Annotated in this window: 24 protein-coding genes and 1 tRNA gene; 17 read left to right on the top strand and 8 right to left on the bottom strand. The window is 67.3% G+C overall.

The features are described 5' to 3' along the window. Positions 1–28: 28 nt before the first annotated feature. The 4 genes from NO363_RS06850 to NO363_RS06835 all read left to right on the top strand — a co-directional run bounded on the left by NO363_RS06850 (position 29) and on the right by NO363_RS06835 (position 3505). The gene (locus NO363_RS06850) at positions 29–970 is read left to right on the top strand and encodes a PfkB family carbohydrate kinase (protein ID WP_256687871.1); all 942 of its coding nucleotides are present in this window, start codon (positions 29–31) and stop codon (positions 968–970) included. Positions 971–1034: 64 nt separating this feature from the next. After that, positions 1035–1232: a hypothetical protein gene (locus NO363_RS06845; RefSeq protein WP_007741310.1), complete on the top strand. Its 198-nt coding sequence runs from the start codon at positions 1035–1037 to the stop codon at positions 1230–1232. Positions 1233–1301: 69 nt separating this feature from the next. Continuing rightward, positions 1302–2651: an MFS transporter gene (locus NO363_RS06840; protein ID WP_256687868.1), complete on the top strand. Its 1350-nt coding sequence runs from the start codon at positions 1302–1304 to the stop codon at positions 2649–2651. A 119-nt stretch (positions 2652–2770) separates the two neighbouring features. After that, on the top strand, positions 2771–3505 hold the full coding sequence (locus NO363_RS06835; protein ID WP_256687867.1) for an SDR family oxidoreductase: 735 nt from the start codon (positions 2771–2773) through the stop codon (positions 3503–3505). Here NO363_RS06835 and NO363_RS06830 read toward each other — a convergent pair. Together NO363_RS06830 and NO363_RS06825 are read right to left on the bottom strand one after the other, a co-directional pair. Further along, a complete protein-coding gene (locus NO363_RS06830) occupies positions 3492–3911 on the bottom strand; it encodes a DUF7988 family protein (protein ID WP_256687866.1) in 420 nt (139 codons plus the stop codon). The two genes, NO363_RS06835 and NO363_RS06830, sit on opposite strands and share 14 nt — an antisense overlap. 46 nt (positions 3912–3957) lie before the next feature. Beyond that, positions 3958–4437: an RNA-binding protein gene (locus tag NO363_RS06825; RefSeq protein WP_256687865.1), complete on the bottom strand. Its 480-nt coding sequence runs from the start codon at positions 4435–4437 to the stop codon at positions 3958–3960. A gap of 82 nt (positions 4438–4519) precedes the next feature. Between NO363_RS06825 and NO363_RS06820 the strand changes: the two genes are divergently transcribed. Then, on the top strand, positions 4520–4828 hold the full coding sequence (locus NO363_RS06820) for a DUF7562 family protein (protein ID WP_256687862.1): 309 nt from the start codon (positions 4520–4522) through the stop codon (positions 4826–4828). Between the two features lie 41 nt (positions 4829–4869). Here the strand turns inward: NO363_RS06820 and NO363_RS06815 are convergent, their stop codons facing one another. Then, positions 4870–7227: a DUF2298 domain-containing protein gene (locus tag NO363_RS06815; RefSeq protein ID WP_256687860.1), complete on the bottom strand. Its 2358-nt coding sequence runs from the start codon at positions 7225–7227 to the stop codon at positions 4870–4872. Between the two features lie 92 nt (positions 7228–7319). Between NO363_RS06815 and NO363_RS06810 the strand changes: the two genes are divergently transcribed. The 3 genes from NO363_RS06810 (at position 7320) to NO363_RS06800 (ending at position 8719) form a co-directional block, all read left to right on the top strand. Further along, the gene (locus NO363_RS06810) at positions 7320–8087 is read left to right on the top strand and encodes a glycosyltransferase (RefSeq protein WP_256687858.1); all 768 of its coding nucleotides are present in this window, start codon (positions 7320–7322) and stop codon (positions 8085–8087) included. Next, the gene (locus tag NO363_RS06805) at positions 8084–8605 is read left to right on the top strand and encodes a GtrA family protein (RefSeq protein ID WP_256687856.1); all 522 of its coding nucleotides are present in this window, start codon (positions 8084–8086) and stop codon (positions 8603–8605) included. The genes NO363_RS06810 and NO363_RS06805 overlap by 4 nt, the downstream gene beginning before the upstream one ends. Positions 8606–8644: 39 nt before the next feature. Then, positions 8645–8719, top strand: a tRNA-Met gene (locus NO363_RS06800). A 372-nt stretch (positions 8720–9091) separates the two neighbouring features. Here NO363_RS06800 and NO363_RS06795 read toward each other — a convergent pair. Both NO363_RS06795 and hpt read right to left on the bottom strand, forming a co-directional pair. Beyond that, positions 9092–9775 carry a DJ-1/PfpI family protein gene (locus NO363_RS06795; RefSeq protein ID WP_256687854.1) on the bottom strand — a complete coding sequence of 228 codons (684 nt, stop codon included), beginning with the start codon at positions 9773–9775 and terminating at the stop codon, positions 9092–9094. Between the two features lie 41 nt (positions 9776–9816). Continuing rightward, on the bottom strand, positions 9817–10383 hold the full coding sequence (gene hpt, locus NO363_RS06790) for a hypoxanthine/guanine phosphoribosyltransferase (RefSeq protein WP_004052857.1): 567 nt from the start codon (positions 10381–10383) through the stop codon (positions 9817–9819). A gap of 211 nt (positions 10384–10594) precedes the next feature. Here hpt and NO363_RS06785 point away from each other — a divergent pair, with 211 nt between their 5' ends. Beyond that, positions 10595–10786: a hypothetical protein gene (locus tag NO363_RS06785; RefSeq protein ID WP_256687845.1), complete on the top strand. Its 192-nt coding sequence runs from the start codon at positions 10595–10597 to the stop codon at positions 10784–10786. 107 nt (positions 10787–10893) lie between these two features. On the opposite strand, the gene NO363_RS06780 is transcribed toward NO363_RS06785, so the two are convergent. Continuing rightward, entirely contained in the window at positions 10894–11256 is a 363-nt protein-coding gene (locus NO363_RS06780; RefSeq protein WP_256687843.1) for a type IV pilin domain-containing protein, read from the bottom strand. A gap of 240 nt (positions 11257–11496) precedes the next feature. Here NO363_RS06780 and mbhE point away from each other — a divergent pair, with 240 nt between their 5' ends. The 8 genes from mbhE to NO363_RS06740 are packed head-to-tail and all read left to right on the top strand — an operon-like array spanning position 11497 to position 19378. Next, the gene (mbhE, locus tag NO363_RS06775) at positions 11497–13968 is read left to right on the top strand and encodes a hydrogen gas-evolving membrane-bound hydrogenase subunit E (protein ID WP_256687842.1); all 2472 of its coding nucleotides are present in this window, start codon (positions 11497–11499) and stop codon (positions 13966–13968) included. Between the two features lie 11 nt (positions 13969–13979). Then, positions 13980–14435, top strand: a complete 456-nt coding sequence (locus NO363_RS06770) for an MnhB domain-containing protein (protein ID WP_256687936.1) — start codon at positions 13980–13982, stop codon at positions 14433–14435. Continuing rightward, positions 14432–14785, top strand: a complete 354-nt coding sequence (locus NO363_RS06765; RefSeq protein WP_244698652.1) for a sodium:proton antiporter — start codon at positions 14432–14434, stop codon at positions 14783–14785. Before NO363_RS06770 ends, NO363_RS06765 begins: the two co-directional genes overlap by 4 nt. Then, complete coding sequence (locus NO363_RS06760; protein ID WP_256687841.1) at positions 14785–16368, top strand: complex I subunit 5 family protein; 1584 nt, start codon at positions 14785–14787, stop codon at positions 16366–16368. Before NO363_RS06765 ends, NO363_RS06760 begins: the two co-directional genes overlap by 1 nt. Then, the gene (locus tag NO363_RS06755; protein ID WP_256687839.1) at positions 16365–16925 is read left to right on the top strand and encodes a Na+/H+ antiporter subunit E; all 561 of its coding nucleotides are present in this window, start codon (positions 16365–16367) and stop codon (positions 16923–16925) included. Before NO363_RS06760 ends, NO363_RS06755 begins: the two co-directional genes overlap by 4 nt. Continuing rightward, positions 16909–17205, top strand: coding sequence for an MrpF/PhaF family protein (locus NO363_RS06750; protein ID WP_256687838.1), 297 nt, complete (start codon positions 16909–16911; stop codon positions 17203–17205). The genes NO363_RS06755 and NO363_RS06750 overlap by 17 nt, the downstream gene beginning before the upstream one ends. Then, complete coding sequence (gene mnhG, locus NO363_RS06745; RefSeq protein WP_256687837.1) at positions 17202–17570, top strand: monovalent cation/H(+) antiporter subunit G; 369 nt, start codon at positions 17202–17204, stop codon at positions 17568–17570. The genes NO363_RS06750 and mnhG overlap by 4 nt, the downstream gene beginning before the upstream one ends. Then, positions 17570–19378 carry a flippase activity-associated protein Agl23 gene (locus tag NO363_RS06740; RefSeq protein WP_256687835.1) on the top strand — a complete coding sequence of 603 codons (1809 nt, stop codon included), beginning with the start codon at positions 17570–17572 and terminating at the stop codon, positions 19376–19378. The genes mnhG and NO363_RS06740 overlap by 1 nt, the downstream gene beginning before the upstream one ends. On the opposite strand, the gene coaBC is transcribed toward NO363_RS06740, so the two are convergent. Together coaBC and NO363_RS06730 are read right to left on the bottom strand one after the other, a co-directional pair. After that, positions 19297–20466, bottom strand: a complete 1170-nt coding sequence (gene coaBC / locus NO363_RS06735) for a bifunctional phosphopantothenoylcysteine decarboxylase/phosphopantothenate--cysteine ligase CoaBC (RefSeq protein WP_256687833.1) — start codon at positions 20464–20466, stop codon at positions 19297–19299. The genes NO363_RS06740 and coaBC overlap by 82 nt on opposite strands. 18 nt (positions 20467–20484) lie before the next feature. Further along, positions 20485–21801: a NosD domain-containing protein gene (locus NO363_RS06730; protein WP_256687831.1), complete on the bottom strand. Its 1317-nt coding sequence runs from the start codon at positions 21799–21801 to the stop codon at positions 20485–20487. Positions 21802–21899: the final 98 nt, after the last annotated feature.

Below are 21899 nucleotides of genomic sequence, written 5' to 3'. Positions count from 1 at the left end.
TAATATACCATCGTCGAGTTCCGAAATTATGACTGATCTCCTCGCGATCGGTGCGACCGCTCTGGAACTCACGCCTCCGGATGACGAGCGACTCGAAACGGCGACCGAACTGAACGTCTCGGTGACGGGACCGGCATCGAACGCCGCGATCGCGGCGAGCCGTCTCGGTACCGCGAGCGCGTGGCTCTCGAAACTCTCGGACGACGCTCTCGGGCGGCGCGTCGTCGGCGAACTCCGTCGTCACGGCGTCAAGCCGGCGGTCTGCTGGGGCGGAGGTCGGCAGGGACTGACCTTCACTGAGCGGGCAACGACCGCGCACGACGGTGGCCACATCGACGACCGGGCGGGCGCGGCGGTCGCGTCACTGACGCGGGACGATCTCTCTTCGCTGGATTTCCAGGGAGCTGAAACCCTGTTCACGAGTGCGGCGACGCTCGCGCTCTCGGACACGCTCGCTGGGACTGTCGAAGAACTGTTCGCGGCGTTCGCTGGACGGACTGCGCTCGCTCTGCACCGTTCCCGAGCGCTTGACTCGTCGGTCGGTCGCGAGCGCGTCGAGTCGATACTGTCGGCGACTGACGTGCTCTTGGCGAGTGAGGAGGGTGCAGCAGCGCTCGGCGAGGACGGATCACCGCCCGAGGCGGCCCACGCGCTCGCCGCCGCGCACGATCTCGACACCGTGGTACTCGCCGATGCGGGAGGTAGCGCGCTCGTCTGGCGCGAACGGACGGTGCACGAACGTGATCCGCCGGACGCCGAGACAGTCGACGAGCGCGGCGCGCTCGACGCGCTCTGTGGCGGCTTTCTCGGCCGACGGATCGCCGGCGATGGCGTGGACGAGGCGCTCGCCGCCGGGGTCGCCTGCGGGGCACTCGCGCGCACCGTCCAGGGATCGATACCTGTCGTAACACCGGAGGAGGTTGACGACTGCATCGCGATGATGGACGGCGAGCGCAGCGGCCGTCGGTAGCTTCGTTTCGGGATATCGACACCACTTCGCAATCGTTATTCCCCGAGCGCGAGCGTTCGCCGATATGGCCGACGAGTTCCCGAGCTCGTGGCGCGATCCGGAGTACGTCGGCACGGTCGTCGGCGTGCTCGCGACCGGCGCGGTGGTGTTCTACGCGGCTCTCACCGCCGGACCGCCGACGCCGGAGACGGTCACGTTCGTGCTGCTCGCCGTGTTCGTCCCGTGGGCGCTCGCCCGCGAGGCCGCCCGTCGCTGGCTCTGAGATTCTAACATCGATTCGGTGTCCAAACGGGTGCGGAACAGTTATTTCGCCGACAGTTGAATTCGAATCATGGCCGGCGAACCGACGAGCGTCCGCGCGCAGCTCCGCGAGTTCTTCGCGCTCTCCCGGGACGTGCTCGTGCTCTCGATCGCGATGTTCGCGTTCAGCCTCGGCTTCCAGATGACGAGCCGCTATCTCTCCGAGTACATGGTCGCGCTGGGCGCGAGCGCGTTCGTCGTCGGTCTCTACGGCACCGTCTCGAACGTCATCAGTGCGGTCTACCCCTATCCCGGGGGAATCATCTCCGACCGAATCGGGTCGCGCTACGCGCTCACCCTGTTCGGATTGCTCTCGGCGATCGGCTTCGGCATCTGGCTCGTTGCCCCCGCCGCGGGCGCGCTCGCCGTCCCGCTGCTCTTCGTCGGCGTCGTGTTCGCGCAGGCCTGGAAATCGTTCGGGCTGGGCGCGACGTTTGCCATCGTCAAGCAGAGCGTCGCCCCCGAGCGCCTCGCCGAGGGGTTCGCCAGCACCGAGACCGTCCGGCGGACCGCGTTCCTCGTCGGTCCGCTGCTCGCGGCCGGGATCTTCGTCCTGTTCGGGCCGGCGGCCGTCGGCTCGATGACCGACTCGGCGATCGTCACCGCGTTCGGGGTCATCCTCGCGGTCGCGGTCGTCTTCGCCCTCCTCGGAACGCTCGCCCAGCACGTCCTCTACGACGCGACCGGCGACGACTACGGCAAGTCGTTCGCGGGTGTCTCTCAGATCGTCGAGGACCTCCGAACCCTGCCCGCCGAATTGCGTCCGCTGCTGGTCGGCGACACGCTCGTCCGGTTCGCCAACGGGATGGTCTACGTCTTCTTCGTCATCGTCGTCACCCGCTTTCTCGGCGTCGGACTGTCGATGGAGCTTCCGATTCTCGGCGAGATCGACCTCTCGCCGCAGGCGTATTTCGGCGTTCTCCTGGGCATCGAGATGGCCGTCGCACTCCTGACGATGGTTCCGGTCGCGAAACTCGCCGAGCGAATCGGCCTCAAGCCCGTCGTCGCACTCGGCTTCGTGGTCTACGCGGTCTTTCCCGCCCTCCTGATCACCGCGCCTGCGGACGCCGGCGTGCTCGCGCTCCTGTTCGCCTTTTCCGGGCTGCGCTTCGCCGGCCTCCCGGCGCACAAGGCGCTCATCGTCGGTCCCGCCGAGCAGGGAACCGGCGGGCGCGTCACGGGGACGTACTACCTCGTGCGCAACGTCGTCGTCATCCCGAGCGCCGCGCTCGGCGGCGCGCTCTACGGCGGCGTCTCGCTGCCGGGCATCGGCACCATTGGAAGTCCGCCGCTCGCTTTCGGCGTGGCGACGGTCATCGGCCTCATCGGCACGGGCTACTTCCTCGTCTTTGGCAAGGATTTCGCGGCCGCCAGCCGGTGATTTCTCACCCCAAATAGCCGCCGTCGACGAAGTCGGACAGAGTCGACCCGCGTGGTCGCCACGTTCGATCGGACAACGACCGCCGAAAGACCGAACCCCTCACCCGCCCATGCCCTGATATGGCACCCCACTCACTCGACGGGAAGAGCGCGATCGTCACCGGCGCGAGTTCGGGCATCGGCAGCGAGACGGTCCGCGCGCTCGCCAGCGACGGGGCAAACGTCGCACTCGCCGCGCGCCGCGAGGAACGATTGGAGGAGATCGCCGCGGACATCGAGGACGAACACGACGTCGAGGCGATCGTCGTCCCGACCGACGTGACCGACGAGGGAGCGGTCGAGGAGCTCCTCACCGAGACCGTCGAGGCGTTCGGGCGACTCGACGTGCTCGTGAACAACGCAGGGCTCACTCGCGGTGGTGACGTCGCAGAACTCTCGACCGAGGAGTATCGGACGATGATGGATGTGAACGTCGACGGGACCTTCTTCGTCACGCGGGCGGCGCTGCCACTTCTCGAAGAGTCCGCGGGCAACCTCATCTGTATGGGGAGCTTCGCGGGTCAGTATCCACGCCCGTCGAACCCGGTCTACGCCGCGACGAAGTGGTGGGTGCGCGGGTTCGCGCTCAGCGTGGCGGCCGCCGTCGGCGAGGATGGCGTCGCCGTCTCCGTGATCAACCCCTCGGAAGTTCGCACCGAGTTCGGCGGCGACGAGAGTTTCGCCGAGCAATTCGACGAGGGCGACGTCACCGAACCCGCGGAGATCGCCGATGCCGTCGCCTTCGCCGCCCGCCAGGAGACCTCGACGGTGAGCGAACTCGATCTCTTCCGGCGCGACAAGTTCAGCGGCTTTTGAGATCGACGGCGAGCGCTTTCGAGGGCGTCGTCGCTCCGCGGACGTAGCGCGTCGGATCGCGCTTGATCACGAAGGACCGAATCGTCATCACGAGTCGCGCGTCCGCAAGCGTCGCGCGCAGCACTGGTCCGACGCTCGTGATGGTGAGATACGGCGGCGCGGCGACCGGTTCCGCCGGGAGTTCTTCGCCGAGCGCAGCGACGGCATCGGTGAGCAGGGCGGGCAGCCGGCCGGTGACATCGTGCTCGGCGAGAGCGTTCTCGAACGGTTCGACGACGCACCGGCGTTCGGTCGTTCCTTCGTCGTCCCACGATGCGGCGACGCCATCGGCACAGTCGAGGATCGTTTCGAGCAGTGATTCGTGATCGTCGAGGACGGCTCTGCGGACGACCTGCTCCCGGTTCACAGTCGATGCCTCGAACCGGCGGTTGCGACGCTCGAAAACACGGAATTCAGATCGAGAACTCGTAGAGATCGTCGCCGACGTGGTGGAGCGACTCGACGACCTTGCCCGACTCGCCGACCATCTCCCCGCCGTCGGCCATCGCGCGCCCGACGGCGAGCACCTTTCCGTGGTTCTCCTCGGCGATGGCCACGAGATCGCCCGGTTCGATATCGGCATCGGCCTCGGTGATGCCGGGTCGCATCACGTCCGCGCCGTCGGAGACGAACGAGATCGCGCCCGTATCGACCGTCACGACGTGGCTCTCCGGTGGGAAGTCGTTCGCGCCGCGCACGGTGAGGAACGGCTCGTCGTCGAAGTAGCAGACGACGGGATCGCCGTCGACCAGGACGAGATCGCGCTCGGCGTCGGCGAACTCGACTCGTTCGTAGCTGTCGCCGTCGAGGGTGACGCCGAGCGTCGTGGCGAGGCTCTCCTCGATGTCGTCTACCGCGTCGCTGCGGAGGTGATGGCGGGATTTGACCTGCATGGGCTATCCTCTCGGCGGTTGGGGATAAATCGTGCGCTGACCGACGCGAAGAGGTAAGTGCCCCCGCGTGCATTCTCCGAGCATGTGGGGGTCCCGGCGAAACCGGGGGGCGAAGCGCATCACCTGTATCGCCTGCGGGGAGGACGTGCGGCGCTCGGAAGCGCGCGAGTACGACAAACACGGCGATCGGTGGGAGCGACGGAACAAGGCGTTCGAACACCTCTGTAAAGCCTGTCATCGCGATCTCTGTCACCAACCACGCGACGAGCTCGAAGCGCTGCTGGTCGAGATCCAGACCGAACTCGGCAGCTGCTCGCAGGAGACGTTTCTCGCCCGCTACGAGGAACTGGTCGAGGACCGCTACGGCCCGCTCGAAGAGCGCGAACGCTGACGCACCGTCGAACCCCTCCCCCTCCTCTTCTCACGTCTCCGTCACGCGGCCAGTCGCTGCTGGCTCACCCGATAGATCGTGACCTCGTCCCACTGCTTGGCGACGGTGATTCCTTGAAGATCGTCGAACACCGTCGGGCCGTAGGCCTCCCGCTCGTTCGGTCCGACGTAGACGTAGCGTACGTCGTATTCGTCGAGCAGTCGTGTGCGTGCTGCGGGCGTGCCCTCGTAGATCGTCTCGACGTCCGCCACGCGATCGAGATACGGCCCCTCGCCACGGTAGCCGATCTCGTGGTCCCAGCCGACGACCGTCGGGAGCCCCGTGAAACTCGACGGGGCGTTGACCCAGTTGTAGCTCGTCAGTCCGTCGTCTTCGTTGCAGTAACAGCCCGGTGCCGAGACGATGTGTGGCTGGCCCGCCCGCGAATCGAGCCAGGCGATCGCGTCGGCCTCCTCGGGATGGGTCGTCGAGACGAACTCCAGCGCGTCGAGCGTCGGATCGTCGACGGTCGCCACGCTCGCCTCGCTCGTCACCTGATCGGTGAGCGCGAGCGCGCCGTAGATCGACGTCGAGAGCACGAGTAGTGCGAGCAGCACGCGACCGGCCGTGCGAGCACCGCCAGAGAGACCAATCGTTGGCCGCCCCGCGCCGACGAGCCACGCACCGATCGCGCCCGCCGCCGTCCCGAAGAGCACCCACACCTGCGCGTAGGTCTTGAAGACGGTGTTGAACCGGCCCGGACCGGCGTCCTCCTGAATGTAGATGAATTCCACGAGCAGGACGAGACCGACGCCGGCGACCACCAGCACGGTCTCGAAGCCCACGTCTGGCAGCCCGCTTCGCCCGTCGACCCCGCCGTCCGACTCGGCGGGTCGTGCCCGTCCGACGATCCCCGAACCCGCCCGAGCGGAGTCCGTACCGTTCCGTCGTGCGGCAAGCACCAGCCAGCCGATGAGTAGGAGCGGACCGAACAGCGCGACCGCGGCGGCATCGACGAGCCACGCGAGCACGATCAGTCCGGCCGTCGCCGCGAGCGCGATCCGTCGCGTGCGCGCCGTGAGCCCACGCGAGCGGGAGGCGAGATACGGGACGAACACGAGCACGAACGCCCCGTAGACGACCACGAGCGGTCCGAGCGCGCTCCGATCGGGGAGGAAGGCGATGGCGCGCCCGCTCGCCGACCCGAGCCAGAACGGTAGCGACCACAGCCCGCCGAGGACGAGAACACCCGCTGCGACCGCCAGCGCGCTCGCCGTCCGGCGGAGCTCTCGCCCGAGCAGGGACCGCCCGCGCGAGAGCCGATCGCCGAGTCGTGGGACGAGCGTCGCGGGATCGCTGTCGGCGAAAGTGAGCGCGAGCCAGCCGACGCCGGCGACGGTCGGGAAGCTCCAGGTGTTGATCACCGTGAGCAGGCCAGCGATCGGGGGGAGCGCACCGAAGACGAGCAGTCGGCGACGTCCGAGCTCGTCGGCCGGCGTTCGGTAGTAGGCGAACCAGCACGCCACGGCCAGCAGGAGAAATGGGGTGCTCAGCATGTGCGCGTGGAGATCGCCGTTGAGCCACGCGAACAGGGGGAACTCGTTGACGGTCCCCGGGATCACCCGGCTCGCGCCCCAGTAGCTGAACTCCGCGGGCGAGGCCGCGAGCCCCTCGATCGTCACGCCGAGCGCGTCGGCGATCGTTCGTGCGAGGCCATCGGGTAGCAGCCAGAGCACGGCGCGGCCGGCCGGTTCGAGGTTGCTCGCGAAACCGACGAAGAAGGCGGCGACGACGCCGGCCGTTCGTGCCGAGCGTCCACGCGAGTCGGCGACCGCACCGGCGAGACCGTAGGTTCCAGTGACGAGCATGCCGAAAAAGCCCGCGAGCACGAGGTTGTAGGCGTAGCGCGCCTCGGTGACCGTGAGCTTCGCGAGCAGTGCCGTGAGGAGGTGGCCGCCGTAGTAGTATTTGACCGGCTCGCCGGCGAACCAGACGTCCTCCGGTGGGAGCTGTGACGTCCGCAGGAGCGACTTGAGCAGCCCGAAGTCGAGGAACTTCTCGCCGCCGCCCGGGTGGACGGCTGGGTCGAGCGCCCGCACCGTGAGCATGAACGCGAAGGCGAGCGCGAAGACGAGCACCGGGCCGGCCATCGCCCGGAGATCGAACGCCTCCCTGTCGAGTTTGCGAAGCGAAAGCACGGAGAGGGTGGCGAGAACGATCAGTCCGACGACGAGACCGGCGGTGAGCGAGAGATGGCCGAGCCAGTAGGCGACGATGCCGACGGTCGCGAGCGACAGCGGCAGCGAGAGGGCGACCCCGCGATCGGGAAAGTCCCGAAAGAGCCGGGCAGCGAGCGGTGTTGCAAGGAGCCCGATGGCGAGAAAGGCCGCCAGCCAGAGGGCGACGAGACCGTACTCCATAGCGAAAGCGGGGAAGCGGCGCATATCCCTCTTGTGGGATGCGGCAGCGGCGCTTCCGAACTCCTTTTATTCGCGCCGTCGGGATCTCGCCCATGCAGCGCTCCGTCGGGGTCGTCGTGCCGGCCTACCGGCCCGACGTCGAGCGACTCGCCGAGTACGTCACCGCCATCGCCGAGCGGCTCGACCCGACGGTCATCCGTATCGAACTCGACGTGCCCCGACCGGATGCGGTCGAACGGCTCTCCTCGTTGCCGGGGACCGTCGCCACGGCACCCTACCGCCGCGGCAAGGGGCGGGCGATCACGATGGGGTTCGAAGCACTCGATACCGATATTCTGGTGTTCGCCGACGCCGACGGCAGCACGCCCGCCGACTCGCTCGCCGCTGTCACCCGATCCGTTCTCGACGACGATGCAGAGCTCGCGGTCGGTTCGCGTCGCCATCCCGACGCACGGATCGCCCGCCATCGAACGTTCGCGCGCCGTCGGCTCGGCGACACCTTCGCGTGGCTCGCCCGCCGGCTGCTCGATCCACAGCTGTTCGACTACCAGTGTGGCGCGAAGGCGATCTCGCACGCGGCCTGGACGACGGTGCGCGAACACCTCTACGAGCCGGGTTTCGCGTGGGACATCGAGCTGGTGGCGATCGCGGGCGCGCTCGGCCAGCGGATCGCGGAGATCCCGATCGAGTGGCACGACCAGCCCGACTCGACCGTCTCGCCAGTGGGGACCTCGATCGCGCTCGCGCGCGGGTTGCTCGCGGCGCGCCACCGTGCGGCACTCATCAACGAGAACCGGCTGCACGGCATGATCGCCGCACAGCGAGAGGAGCATCCGCTCGTCGACGCGGACGAGCAATGACCGACGACCGTACCGGCGACTCGCTCGCATCCGCCGGCAATCGATCGTCGCGCTCCGATATCGGCCAGCGACTCTCCGCGCTCGCCTCCGGTTCCCGCTTCGGGCGATTCGTCTCGGTCGGCGTCGTCGGCGCGCTGTTCGACGTGACGACGGCGACCGTGCTGCGCGAACTCGGCGTGTTCCCGGAGCTGGCGGTCTTCGTCGGCATCGAAATTTCGATTCTCGTCATGTTCGTGCTGAACGACACCTGGACGTTCTCGGCCGAGGGGGCTGCCGGTCGGTTCCCGATGGTCCGCCGGCTGGTCCGCTCGAACGTCGTCCGCATCGGCGGCATCCTCGTCCAGCTCGCGGTTTTCCGTGCTCTCTATCGCATGATCGCCGTCGATCTCACTCTCGTGGGTATCGACGGCTGGTTCGTCGTCGCGAAGGTCGCCGGTATCGCCGCCGGCATGGTCGTCAACTACATTGCCGAGAGCCTGTTCACGTGGCGCGTTCACACGACAACAGGCAACGACTGAATCACAACCGTTAATGGGTCGACTGCGGTATGAACAGGTAGCGGGATGGGATAGCCAGGAGATTCCGGCGGGCTCATAACCCGCAGACCGGTAGTTCAAATCTACCTCCCGCTACTGCACCTTTTGCTACGGTCGCTCACTTCGTTCGCTCCCTCGCAAAATCTGCACCAAAAGCCTCCTCCTTCCCGCTGGTCAGTCGTCGGCCCGCTCGATCACTCCGTTCGCTCGCGGTAGAGCAGCCTATCATCTCCGCAACCGCACGGCACCGCTACCGCACCGCCGAAGCCCTCGCTCCCTGTGGTCGTCTGCTCGCGGGCCAGAGGCCCGCTCGCACGGTACGAGGGACCTTCGGTCCCTCGCTACTCGCCCTTCATCCACCAGGAAAGTAAACTCTCCTGAGCCTCGGCTCGCGTCGCTCGCCGAGACACCAGGAACCGCGCCGCACCGCGGTCGCGCGGCCGCACCACAGCGTCATCCTCAACTGAACTACTCGATATCCAGCTCTTCGAGCAGTTTCTCGCCACCGGCGGCCGAGGAGCCGGGGCCGCGAGCGGTGACGAGATCGCCATCGACGGTTACGCTCGTGTCGGCGTCGAGTTCGGCGTCCCAGTTGCCGCCGACGGCTTTGACCTCGTCCTCGACCCAGTAGGGGAGCTTCCGGCCGTCGGGCATTCGGTCGTGATCGTCGACGATCCCCTCCTCCCACGCATTGGGGAACCCGGTCACGTCACGGCCTTCGACGATCGCCGAGCCATCGTCCTCGCGGGCGAAGGCAAGGATGCCCGCCGCGTGGCAGACGACGTAGCCTTTGCCCTCATCGCCGGAGACCGCATCGACGAGCAGCGCGCGGGCGTGACTGTCCTGGTTGACGTCCCACTCGGTACCGTGGCCACCGGGAAAGGCCACGAGATCGTAGTTGTCGGCGTCGGCGGTCGCGACCGGGATCGGGTCGTTCAGGCGCTCGTCGGACTCGTGGATCTCCGTGACCTCCTCGGCGGTCTCCTCACCGACCTCGTCGGGATCGATCGAGCGCTCGTCGATCACCGGCGGCGAACCGCTCGGCGTCGCCACGGTGATCTCGACGCCCGCATCCGAGAGCATCGTGAGCGGTGTCGTACATTCCTCTCCCCAGTAGCCTTCCTCGCTGACGACGAACAGTGCGCTTGGCATCACTCTCGGTGGGAGCGCCGCACGCAAAAGCCCCGTGGCCCTCAGTCGTCGCCGTGTGAATCGGTGATGACGACCGCGCCGTCCTCGACGTCGACGTTGATCAGTGTCCGCACGTCGTAGTCGGTGTCTTCGAGTTCGTTGCCGCCGCCCTCCTTTTTGATCACCGCGACCACGTCGGCGATCTCCGCACCGATCTCTTCGAGCGCGCCGGTGATCCCGCGGAGCGTGCCGCCCGTCGAGAGAACGTCGTCGAGCAGGAGCACGCGATCGCCAGCGTCGACGTCGTTGATATACATCTCGTTTTCCGAGTAGCCAGTCACCTGCGAGAGCGCGACCTCGCCATCCAGGCCGTACTGGCGTTTCCTGACGACAACGAGGGGGATGTCGGTCATCAGCGAGACCGCCGTCGAGATGTGGATGCCCATCGCGGCGGGCGTGACGATCTTGTCGACGTCGACGTCGGCCTTGCGGATGATCTTGATGACGATCTCGCGCAGGAGCTCGGGTTCGAGCATCGGCACGCCGTCACTGATCGGATGGACGAAGTACTGATAGCCCTCTTTTTCGATGATGGGGGCGTCGAGCAGCGACTCCTCCAGCTGATTCATGCTGCGGGTACAGCCAGTCGTGGGTAAAGCTTGACGGTCGTCGAATCGAACGCTACGCAATCGCATCCCGACCCACACCGCTCGCTGCGCACGAACCGACGATCCAAACGCGATCGCCACGACGAAATCGAAAATCGTCGCGTCGCACGCCGATGGATGCCACGCATGTGCCAGGATTGCCCTCATCCGTGCTCGTCTGCAACGTACATCCATGCCAAGCACGACCGCCACACCCGGCGAGAACGGCCAGCTCGAAATCGTCTGTCACCGAAACGGTGAGGTCGAGCCGAGCGCGAGCCTGACGAACATCGAGGGCGCAGTCTCGCTGCTCATCGACGATCTGGAGCCGAACGAGTCGGTCGAAATCGAGATCATCGAGAGCAACGGACGCAAACGGTCCTAAATCAGACACGTACTCCTACCGAACCGTCGGTTACTGGGCGTTACAAAAATCAAGGGAATGTTCTGAAACTACTCGATGCACCCGAGATGGGTGCACGGGTAGTCGGTCTAGACCTCGGTTTGCCAGATGGTCGAGGATTGACCGTCGCCCTCGTACACGATTCGTACTGTACCGTTACCACTGATGGTTGCGGCAGTATCTCCTGGTGTGAGGTCCCCCTTATTTGAGACTTTTGCACCACTGGCCGAGAGATTGTTAGTTGACAAACTGTCGCCACCCTCGTAGATCACGCTCTGCCCATCGACGCTGAACGTTGCCTGTGGAGCCGCCGCTTGATTTCCACCGAGACCGAGCACGAACGCGCCGATCACGGCCGCGAGAATCACGACCACGGCGACCATCAATACGACACCGATCACGGGGCTGACACCACGCTTGTCCGCAACGAACTGTTTGATTTTTTCCTTCATGGTTTCCTGTAATCTGCACACCAGTCCAAGTCGGAGGAACCCGACCGCTCGGTCGCGTTCCCCGGTAGACCGGTGCGTTGGGGCGGTCTGGCCGCGGTATCGTATATAAATCTACGTGCCGGGCTGGCGGGTCGATGTGGGGCTCGCCTACCGAGTCGAACCACCGACGAGACGGTGTGAAACCGACCCGCCGGCGACGGATTTGAGAACCGTTAAGAGCCATCGCTTGCAGATTCGGACATGTCTCTCGTGGCGCTCCCGACAGCGATCGCCGAGGCTTCGACAACGGGGCAACTCGGGACGGGAGCCGCCACGCTCGCACAGGCTACAGCCGATCCTGCGGGGATGGCCCTGTTTGCCGCGCTCGCGCTGCCGTTCCTCGGCGCGCTCGTCACGCCGCTGGTCTACCGCGCGCTCGGCGAGCGCACGGCCTGGTTCGCGGCGCTCGTCGCGCTCGCCTCGTTCGGGCTGGTCGCGAGCCAGTTCGGTACCACCGGCTCGGTGTCGGCCGAGTGGATTCCGACGCTCGGCGTCTCACTGAGCCTCTACCTCGACGGCCTCTCGCTGCTCATCTCGCTACTCGCAAGCGGTGTCGGCGTGCTGGTGTTCACCTACTCGGCGGGCTACATGCACGGCGAACCCGGCCAGGCGCGCTACTACGGCACCCTGCTCGCCTTCATGGGCTCGATGCTCGGCGTCGCGCTCGCGTCCGACCTCATCGCGCTGTTCGTCTTCTGGGAGCTCACGAGCATCACTTCGTTCGGGTTGATCGGTCACTACCGCGAGAGCGAGAGCTCGCTCTACGCCGCCCGGAAATCGATGCTCATCACCGTCTCCGGCGGCCTGTTCATGCTCGTCGGCTTCGTGCTGCTCGCGTTCGTCTCCGGCGACGCACTCGGCAGCACGACGTTCACTCTCATCGGCACACCCGATTCGATGATTGCCAACGCCGACGCGATGCGCACCGCTCTGGAGAGCGCGGGCCTGTTCGTCCCGGTACTCGTTCTCGTCGCGATCGGCGCGGCTGCCAAATCCGCACAGGTCCCGCTCCACGTCTGGCTGCCGAACGCGATGGAAGCGCCGACCCCCGTTTCGGCCTTCCTCCACTCGGCGACGATGGTCAAGGCGGGCGTCTACCTCATCGGACGGATGCGACCGCTGCTTGTCGGCGACGAGTGGATGCTGCTGCTCGGGACGCTCGGGCTCCTCACGATGACCGTCACGGCGCTGCTCGCTGTGGGTGCGAGCGACATCAAGGAGCTACTGGCCTACTCGACAGCTTCACATCTCGGCCTTATCACCGCCGGATTCGGCTTCGCCAACCAGCTGGGTGCCGAGACGGGGGCGTTCCATATCCTGAACCACGCGCTGTTCAAGGCGACGCTGTTCCTCGTCGCCGGCATCATCGCCCACGAGGCGGGCACTCGCGCGATCTCGGAACTGGGTGGGCTACGCCACGATCTCCCGATCACGGGGATCGTCACGGCGATCGCCGCGCTCGGAATGGCCGGCGTCCCGCCGTTCAACGGCTTCTACTCGAAGGAACTGCTCTTCGAGTCGGCCTACGAGGTGGCCCACGAGCTCGGCGGGCTGGCGTGGCTCTTCCCCGCCGTCGCCGTCTTCGGCAGCGTCTTCACCTTCCTCTACTCCATACGATTCCTCTGGCTGTTCATGGGCGAGAAACCCGCCGGGCTCGGCGAGGTCCATCGTCCCTCGCTGGCGCTGCTCGCCCCGCCGGTCGTTCTCGCCGGGCTCGCCATGATCGTCGGCATCGACCCGCAGCTCGCCGTCGACACGATCGTCCAGTCGGCGTTCGGCAGCGCGGTCGCCGGCGAGGCCCACACGATGAGCATCCATCTCCCGACCGAGCTCACGCCGGCGGTGGCGATGAGCGCCATCACGATCCTCACAGGAGCGGCGCTCTCGCCGTTCTACGATCGCCTGCGCGACGGCGTCCGGCGGCTCACGCACGGGCCGCTCTCGGCCGACTGGTACTACGACAAAGCGGTCTACGGGCTCGAACATGTGAGCGGGCTGGCGCTGCCCCGCATCCAGACCGGTCAGTTCCGTACCTATGCCGCCTGGATGCTCGGCGTGACGAGCCTGCTCGCGCTCGCGGGCTATCTCGCGGCCGGGATCTCCGTGCCGGCGTTTTCCGACCTCTCGATCACCGCGCCGGTCGTCATCGTGTTGCTCGTGGCGATCGTCGGGGCCGCGGCGGTGGCGCGAGCCCCCTCGCACATCGCGGGCGTGCTCACGCTGTCGGTGCTCGGGTTCATGGTCGCGCTCTTCTACGTGCTCGCCAGCGCGCCCGACCTCGCGCTCACGCAGTTGGTCGTCGAGACGCTCGTGCTCGTCATCTTCCTGCTCGTTCTCGATCGATTGCCGGCATTCTACGGCGATGCCGATCGGGGGAAAGTCGCCCGCGACGCGCTGCTCGCCGGCGGCGTCGGGCTGACGGTGACGATCAGCGTTCTCGTGGCGACCGCGGGCAGCCCCGACGCGATCGCGCGCTTTTTCGTCGAGCGCGCGCCCGTGCCGGCCGAGCACGGCTCCATCCTCGCCGACTTCGGCGGCGGGAGCAACATCGTCAACGTCATTCTGGTCGACTTCCGTGCGTTCGATACGATGGGCGAGATCTCGGTGGTGGCGATGGCCGCCCTCGGCGTCCTCACACTCGTCGCCATGCGTGGTCGGGGTGAGTCCTCGTGAGCACCCGCGACATGTCGGTCATCACCCGCACCGTCACCCGCGTCGTCTTCCCGCTCATCCTGCTGACGGCGCTCGCGCTGCTCTTCCAGGGCCACAACCTCCCCGGCGGTGGGTTCATCGCGGGCGTGCTCACCGTGGCGGCGTTCGCGCTCGTCTACATCGTCAACGGGCTCGACTACCTCCAGGAGGACCTGCTCGGGCGCACCGGCGACGACGTCGAGGGCGGCCCGGCGATCGTCGCCGACTTCCTCAACGTGTTCGCCGTCGGTCTCGCGATCGCCGCCGGCGGTGGCGTCGTCGCCATCCTGCTGGGCCAGCCGTTCCTCTCGCAGGCCGTCGTCTTCCTCCACGACCTGCCGATCTTCGACGATCTCGAACTCGCGAGCGCGTTCGTCTTCGATCTCGGGGTCTATCTCGTCGTCGTCGGCGGACTCCTGACGATCCTCACGGTGGTGGGCGACGAATGACGCAGTTCGTCCTCGCCGGCGTGCTCGGCCTGCTGTTCGCGTTCGGGACCTTCCTGGTGCTCCGCAGAGATATCGTCCGCGTCGTCTGGGGGGTGACGATCATCTCCCAGGCCGCGAACGTCTATCTCGTCACGATGGGGGGGCTTGCCGGGAGCGTGCCGATTCTCGGTCACGGCCCGCCCGATAACCCCGCGACGATCACCGATCCGCTGGTGCAGGCGCTCGTCCTGACGGCGATCGTCATCAGCTTCGGGACGACCGCCTTCGCGCTCGTGCTCACCTACCGCATCCACGAGGAACACGGCACGATCGATCTGCGTGAACTCGGCGAGACGGGAGGCGAGCACTGATGGCCGCCCAGATCGTCATCGCGCCGCTGCTGATCGCCCTCCTCACGGCGATCGCTACCCTGCCGCTGCGACGATTCCCCCGCGCCCAGCGGGCGGCGAGTGTCCTCGGCGCGCTCGCCTATCTCGGCGCGGTGGCACTGCTCGCCGGGCGGGTCGTCGACGAGTCGATCCTGGTCTACCAGCTCTCGGCGTGGCCCTCGCCGTTCGGCATCACGCTCGTCGCCGACGCGCTCTCACTGTTCATGCTCGGGCTGACGGCGATCGTCTCGCTCGCGTCGGTCGCCTTCTCGGTGCGGTTCATGAGTGGGTTCGCCCAGCGGATCTCCTACCACACGCTCTATCACCTGATGGTCGTCGGCATCACCGGGTCGTTCCTCACGGGCGACATCTTCAACCTCTTCGTCTGGTTCGAGGTGATGCTCCTGTCGAGCTACGTGCTCGTCGCCTTCTACTCAGGGCCCGAACACACGCGCGCGGCGCTGACCTACACCGTGCTCAACCTGCTCGGGAGCGCACTCATGCTGCTGGCCATCGGCGGGCTCTACGCCACGGTCGGCACGCTCAACATGGCCGACATGGCCCGCCGACTCGCCAACCCCGCGCAGTTCGGCGTCGATCCGGTGCCGGTATTGGGCCTGACAGTCCTGCTGTTCTGTGTGTTCGCGCTCAAGGCGGGGATCGTCCCCTTCCAGTTCTGGGTGCCGGCGGCCTACCGCGCCGCGCCCGCACCCGTCACGGCGATGCTCGCCGGCGTCGTCAAGAAGGTCGGCATCTACGCGATCATCCGGCTCTACTTCACCGTCTTCGCCGCCGCGACCCTCCCCGCAGGGCTCGGGCTGCCGGGGTTCGTCGGCAACGACTTCCTCTCGTTTTTCGGCCCGATCCTGTTCGTCATGGCCGCCGGCAGCATCCTCCTCGGGGGGATCGGCGCGGTGAGCCGCGACGGGCTCGACGGCGTGCTCGCCTACTCGTCGATCGGCCAGATCGGCTTCGTGATCCTCCCGCTCGCGGTCGCGGCCACGGTTCCCGAGGTGCGGGCGCTCGCGATCGCGGCCGCGCTCGTCTACGCGCTCAACCACGGTCTCACGAAATCGATGCTGTTCCTCGCGAGCGGCACGGTCAAGGAGGCCGTCGGCTCGGTCCGTTTCGAGCGCATCGGCGGGCTCGCTAAACGGACGCCGGTGCTCTCGATCGGCTTCTTCCTGGGAGCGGTCTCGCTGATCGGCATCCCGCCGCTGTCGGGTTTCTTCGGCAAATTACTCGTCTTCAGAACGACCGCACACGCCGGCGCGCTGGGTGGCCGGGGCGGGGCGGTCGCGCTCGGGCTCTCGCTGATCGGCGCGATCCTCACGATCGCGTACTTCTCGCGGGCGTGGAATCGTGGGTTCTGGGGCACCGAATCCGAGGGCGTGCGGACGGCGACCTATGCACCGTCGCTCGTGGTGATCGTCGTCGGCCTCGCCGGACTCCTGCTCCTCGTCGGCGTCGGCTTCGATCCCGTGTTGCGCGCGGCCGAGGCCGCCGCCGACATCGCGCTCGATAGGCAAGCATACGTCGACGCCGTTCTGGAGGGTCTCCAATGAGACGCTGGCCGGCGATCGGCGTGGTGTTCGCGGCGGTCTGGCTGTTCGTCCGCGGCGTCGCGCTCACGCCCGAGCGGGTCGCCGAGGAGCTGCTCATCGGCCTGGCCGTCGGCATCCCACTCGCGTACGCCTTCCGGCGGTTCTACGCCGACGAGATCGCGCTCGGGCGCGTCGTCCGGGCGCTGCCGGCGACGGTCGCCTATCTGGCGGTCTTCGTCAAAGAGCTCGTCGTGGCGAACCTGGACGTCGTCTACCGCGTGCTCTCGCCGTCGCTGCCGATCGAACCCGACGTCGTCGCGGTGCCGCTGCGCGTCGAGAGCGATCCCGCGATCACGACGATCGCCAACTCGATCACGCTCACGCCGGGAACACTGACGATGGACTACGACGCCGACTCGAACACGCTCTACGTCCACGGCATCACCGGTCGCGACGAGGCGAGCCTCGTCGATCCCATCCGTACATGGGAGGACTACGCGCTCGTCATCTTCGACGAGGACGCCAGTCCAGAGGACGCGCCACCGGCGGCCCCACGGGGTGATGTCGGTGGCGACTGAACTCCCCGGCTTCCTCAGTCTCGCCATCACCGTCGGGCTGGTCGTCGCCAGCGGCGTCACGCTGCTGGCCGGCTATCGCGTCATCTTCGGCCCGACGACGCCCGATCGGGTGGTGGGCCTCGACACGATCGCGACGAACGTCGTCGCCATCGCCATCCTGTTCGCGCTGCAGACCGACGACGGCTTCTTCATCGACGTGAGCCTCGTGCTCGCCATCATCGGCTTCATCAGCACGATCGCCGTCGCGCGCTACGTCTCCGAGGGGGACATCATCGAATGAATACGATCCACGCCGCGCTCGTCACGCTGTTCATCGCCATCGGAACGTTCTTCCTGCTCGTCGGGACGATCGGTCTCATCCGACTACCCGACGTCTACAACCGGATGCACGCGACGAGCAAGGCCACCACCCTCGGAGCGACCTCGCTCTTTCTCGCCGGGACGATCTACTTCGCGCCGAGCGCGCCCGGCGGCGCGGGCCTCACCTCCCTGGTCGGCATCGTCTTCCTGTTCATGACCGTGCCGACGGGTGCACACGTCATCTCGCAGGCCGCCGAACGCATGGGCATCGAGTTCGCCGGCGACGCCGTCTGGCCCGACACGGGCGAGTCGCGACCGGAATCACCCGACGAGAGCGACGAGTGATGGACTGGTCGAGTCGCCGCAGCCGTGTCCGAGCGCTCGTCGTCGCCATCGCCGTGCTCGCGCTCGCCGTGCGACTGGTCGGTCTCGGCGCGCGCGTCGCCCACCAGGACGAGGCGCGCGTCGCCTACTGGGCCTACCGCTACATGGAGACGGGCGTCTACTGGTATCGCCCGATCGTCCACGGGCCGTTCCTCACGCTCGTGGACAGTCATGTATTCGCGCTGCTCGGGGCCTCCGACTTCTCGATGCGGCTCGTCGTCGCCGTCGTCGGCGGGCTGCTCCCGCTCGTGGCGCTCCTGTTCGGCGATCGGTTGCGTGATTCCGAGACGCTCGTCCTCGCGCTCGTCCTCGCCGCCAACCCCGTCCTCCTCTACTACTCGCGGTTCTACCGCAACGACCTGCTGCTCGCGGGGTTCATGCTCGTCGCGTTCGGCTTCCTCGTCCGTGCGTACGACCGCGACCGCCCCCTCCATCTCTATCTCGGGGTCGCCTTCTTCGCGCTCGCCTTTACAACCAAGGAGAACGCGCTCGTCTACCCCGTCACGTGGCTCGGGGCGCTCGCCCTGCTCGCCGATCGTCGGCTGTTGATGCGCACCCACAGCCCCGCACAGGCGCTCCGGAACGCCACTCGACGGGTCCGTGCCGGGCTTGGGCGCTGGTGGCTCCATCTCGTGCTCGGAGTCGTGCTGTTCGTCGGGATCGTCGTGTTCTTCTACGCACCGCGCGGCCAGGCCGCGGGTGCGGAGCCGACGCTGGGCGCGACGATCGCCGATCCGACGCTGCTGCCGGCGCTGATCGAGGAGGCACTGGTCGGCTCGTGGCACGCCTTCGTCGAACAGTGGGGCAGCGGCAGCGGCGATGCCTATCTCGACACCGCGAGTGCGCTCTGGTCGGTGCTCGGCGCGGGCGCGCCCATCTTGCTCGGTTTCTCGGTCGTGGGCTTCCTCGTCGACCGCTACACCGGCGAGCACCCGCGCGACGTCGTCGCGTTCACCTTCTTCTGGGGCGCGGCGAGCGCGCTCGGCTATCCGGTGATCGTCGACAACCCGTTCCCGTGGGAGGTCATCCACGTCATCGTCCCGCTCACGGTGCCGGCGGCGGTCGGGCTGGCGCTGGTCGCCCAGATTGGCCTCTCGCGGCTCCGTGCCTCGCTCGCTCACTCACAGGTCGATCGCGACGCGATCGTCGCCGTCGCGGCCGCGCTCGTACTGGTCGTGGCTGCCGGCCAGGTCGCCGCGAGCGCCTACGACACCTCCTACGCGAACCCACAGAGCGCCGACAACGAGCTCGTCCAGTACGCCCAGTCGTCGAGCGAGATGAAGCCACTGCTCGACGAGCTGCAACGGGTCGCCCGGGCGAACGACGGCACGGACGTCCTGTACTACGGCGACGATCCCGACTTCGACGGCGACGAGCTCTACGCGCCCGACCCCGACTCGCATCTGACCCCGACCGCCGGCAACGGCTGGTTCGAGCGCCTGCCGTTCGCCTGGTATCTCGAAGGCGACGGGGCGCGGACGAACAGCACGGACGACGCCGCGGCGGTACGACGAGCGGTGCAGGGTGGCGATCGCCCGCCGATCGTCATCGCCTTCGGCCCGTCGGAGGCCTGCTCGGAAGAGTACGACAACGCCGCCGATATCGAGCAGTATCTGGACGGCTACGAGCGCCACGAGGTCCAGCGATTCCTCTTCGACAGCGGCTGTACGATCAGCAGTATGGTGGTCTACGTCGACGAGGGTTCTGCCAACTCGCCCGCCAACTCCTCGGCGACGCGCGCGCCGAGCCCCGCCTTGTCGCCTTCGTAGCTCTCGACGTCCGTCTCTCGCACCACGAGCGCGCGGGTCTCGCTCTCGCCCATCACGCTCGCGTCGTTAGCCACCACGAACGCCAGTTCCGCACGCGAGAGCGTCTCCCGGGCGGCCCGGATCATCTCCTCGTCGACGCCGCTCGTCTCGGTCTTGAACCCGACGATTGGGAGGTCGGGCCGGGCGTCACGAGCCGCATCGAGGACCTTCGGCGTGGGTTCGAGCGCGAGCGAGAGTTCCTGACCCGAACGAATCTTCTCGTCACTCGCCTCGACGGTGTAGTCGCCGATCGCCGCCGCCGAGACGAACGCGTCGGCGTCCGCGACCGCTCCCTCCACTGCGGCGAGCATCTCCGCGGCGCTCTCGGTGCGTTCGACGTCGGCATAGGGAACGTCCGGTCCGTCGTGAACGAGTGTCACGTCCGCACCGCGCGCGTAGCACGCCCGCGCGACCGCCCGCCCGGTCTTGCCCGACGAGCGGTTCGTGAGCACGCGCACCGGATCGATCGCCTCGCTCGTGGCCCCGCTGGTCACGACGATCCGCTCGCCAGCGAGGTCGTGTGCGCCCGTCGCGCGCGCCGTGTCGAGCGCGATGGCGTCGAGACTCGCGATCTTCGCCTTTCCCTCTTCGATGCGTGGTGGGACGAACTCGACGCCCCACGACTCGACGCGCTCGATGGCATCAAGCACGCCGGGATGGTCGTACATCGGCTCGTGCATCGCCGGCGCGACCACCACAGGAACGTCGGCACCGAGCGCGGTCGTCGCGGTCGTCGTCACCGGCGTGTCGTCGATGGCCGCTGCGATCTTCCCGACGGTGTTCGCCGTCGCGGGTGCGATCAGTAATACGTCGGCCCAGCCGTCGCGTCCGCAGAGTTCGACGTGTTCGACCCGGCCCGTGAGTTCGGTCACGACCGGGTTCTCGGTGGCGAATTCGAGCGCCCACGGATGGATGATCCCCTGCGCGCTGTCGGTCATCACGCCGCGAACGCGCGCGCCGCGCCGCCGGAGTTCGTGGGCGAGTTCGATGGTCTTGACCGCCGCGATCGACCCCGTGACGCCGAGTGCGACGCGTACCCCGTCAAGCATTGCCGCCCGTTGATCGGCTTAGCGGTTAAACCCCGGCCCTCGGTCGTCGCGCCCGCGCAGTGCCACGATACCGAGGACGATCAGTCCGATCACGCCAGCGATCACGAACACCGTTCTGATGATGCCGGTGCCGGAGCTCTCGGTCGCCTCGCTCTCTCCCTGTGCGGCCGTTGGCGTCGCGTTCGCCGCCGACGGTGCTTGCTCCGTGGCCGCGGATGCGGGGCTGGTCGTCGGTGTCGGTGCCGGCGTCGCCGTCGGGCTCGCGGTCGCCGTCGGCGTCGACAGGTTTCGCTGGACGGCGGGTCCCTGGTCGGCCGAGACCGTCACCGGCCCGCCGGCGTTCGCCCCCGCGTCCGACAGGGCGGCGAACGTGCCGAACTCGCTGATGTTCGCCGAGACCGTACTCGACGCGCCGTTGGTCTGCGAGTCGGCGACGCGCGACCAGTGTTGGCCGTCGTGTCGCCACAGCGCGACCGGGTTGTTGGCGTTGCCGTAGCTCATCGTCAGTGAGATCGCCGCCTGGCCACCCCGGGTGCCGGTCGCTTCGACGTAGCTGTCGAGGTTGCCCGCCCCGCGCGGGAGCGGCGGCGGCGAGGTCACGGCCCCCAGTGCGACGTTCCGTTCGGAAAAGGAGAACGTCCCCGTCGCGAGATCGAGGTTTCTGACGATGTTCTCGTTGTCGTTGCGCTCGGAGTAGTAGTCCCACCGGCTGTTGTTCCGGGCGACGCTGTCGACGACCGTGTTGTTCGCGCTCTCGCGCTCGAAGTGGATCCCCCACCGGTTCTCGACGGCCGTCATCCTGCGCAGCGTGTTGTTCTGGCTCTGCCCGCCGAGCGCGATCGCGATGGCGCTGCCGGTGGCGGTGTTGTTCGCGAGCGTGTAGTTGCTCGACGCGCCGAGGGCGATCCCTTCGGTGCTGTTCTGGGTGATCGTCCGGCGGATCGTCCCGTTGTCGGTTTCGAGCGCGAAGACGCCGATCGACCAGTTGTGCGCCTGGAGGTTCTCGACGGTGACGTTCGTGACCGGCCCCCGACTGCCGTCGATCTCGACACCGTGACCCGCACCGGTGCCGGCGACCGTGTGGCCCTGTCCGTCGAGGGTGACGTTGCCCGCGGTGATCTCGATACAGGCCGCATTGGGATCGTCGAGATCGCCGGTGACGGTTCCGGTCAGCGTGTACTCTCCGGAAGAGTTGATCGTCCGACAGGAATCGACCGTCGTGGTGTTGCCGGCCTGCTGTGCGCTCACCGTGCCGGCCGTGGCCGCGACCAGCACGACGACGATTCCAACGAGCACGGCTGCTCTCGCCCCGACCATCCGCGATCCACGTGGCATCATCTCTCGTTCACATCGCTTCCGACCGTGGGGTCATTTATTTCACGGTATCAGTCGGCCAATCGACCACACTCCTCGTCGGCATATCCTCGAACGGC

Source organism: Halococcus qingdaonensis, from assembly GCF_024508235.1.
Lineage (GTDB): Archaea > Halobacteriota > Halobacteria > Halobacteriales > Halococcaceae > Halococcus > Halococcus qingdaonensis.
The sequence above is the reverse complement of the archived record's forward strand: the minus strand, read 5'-3'. Positions and strand labels throughout refer to the sequence as shown.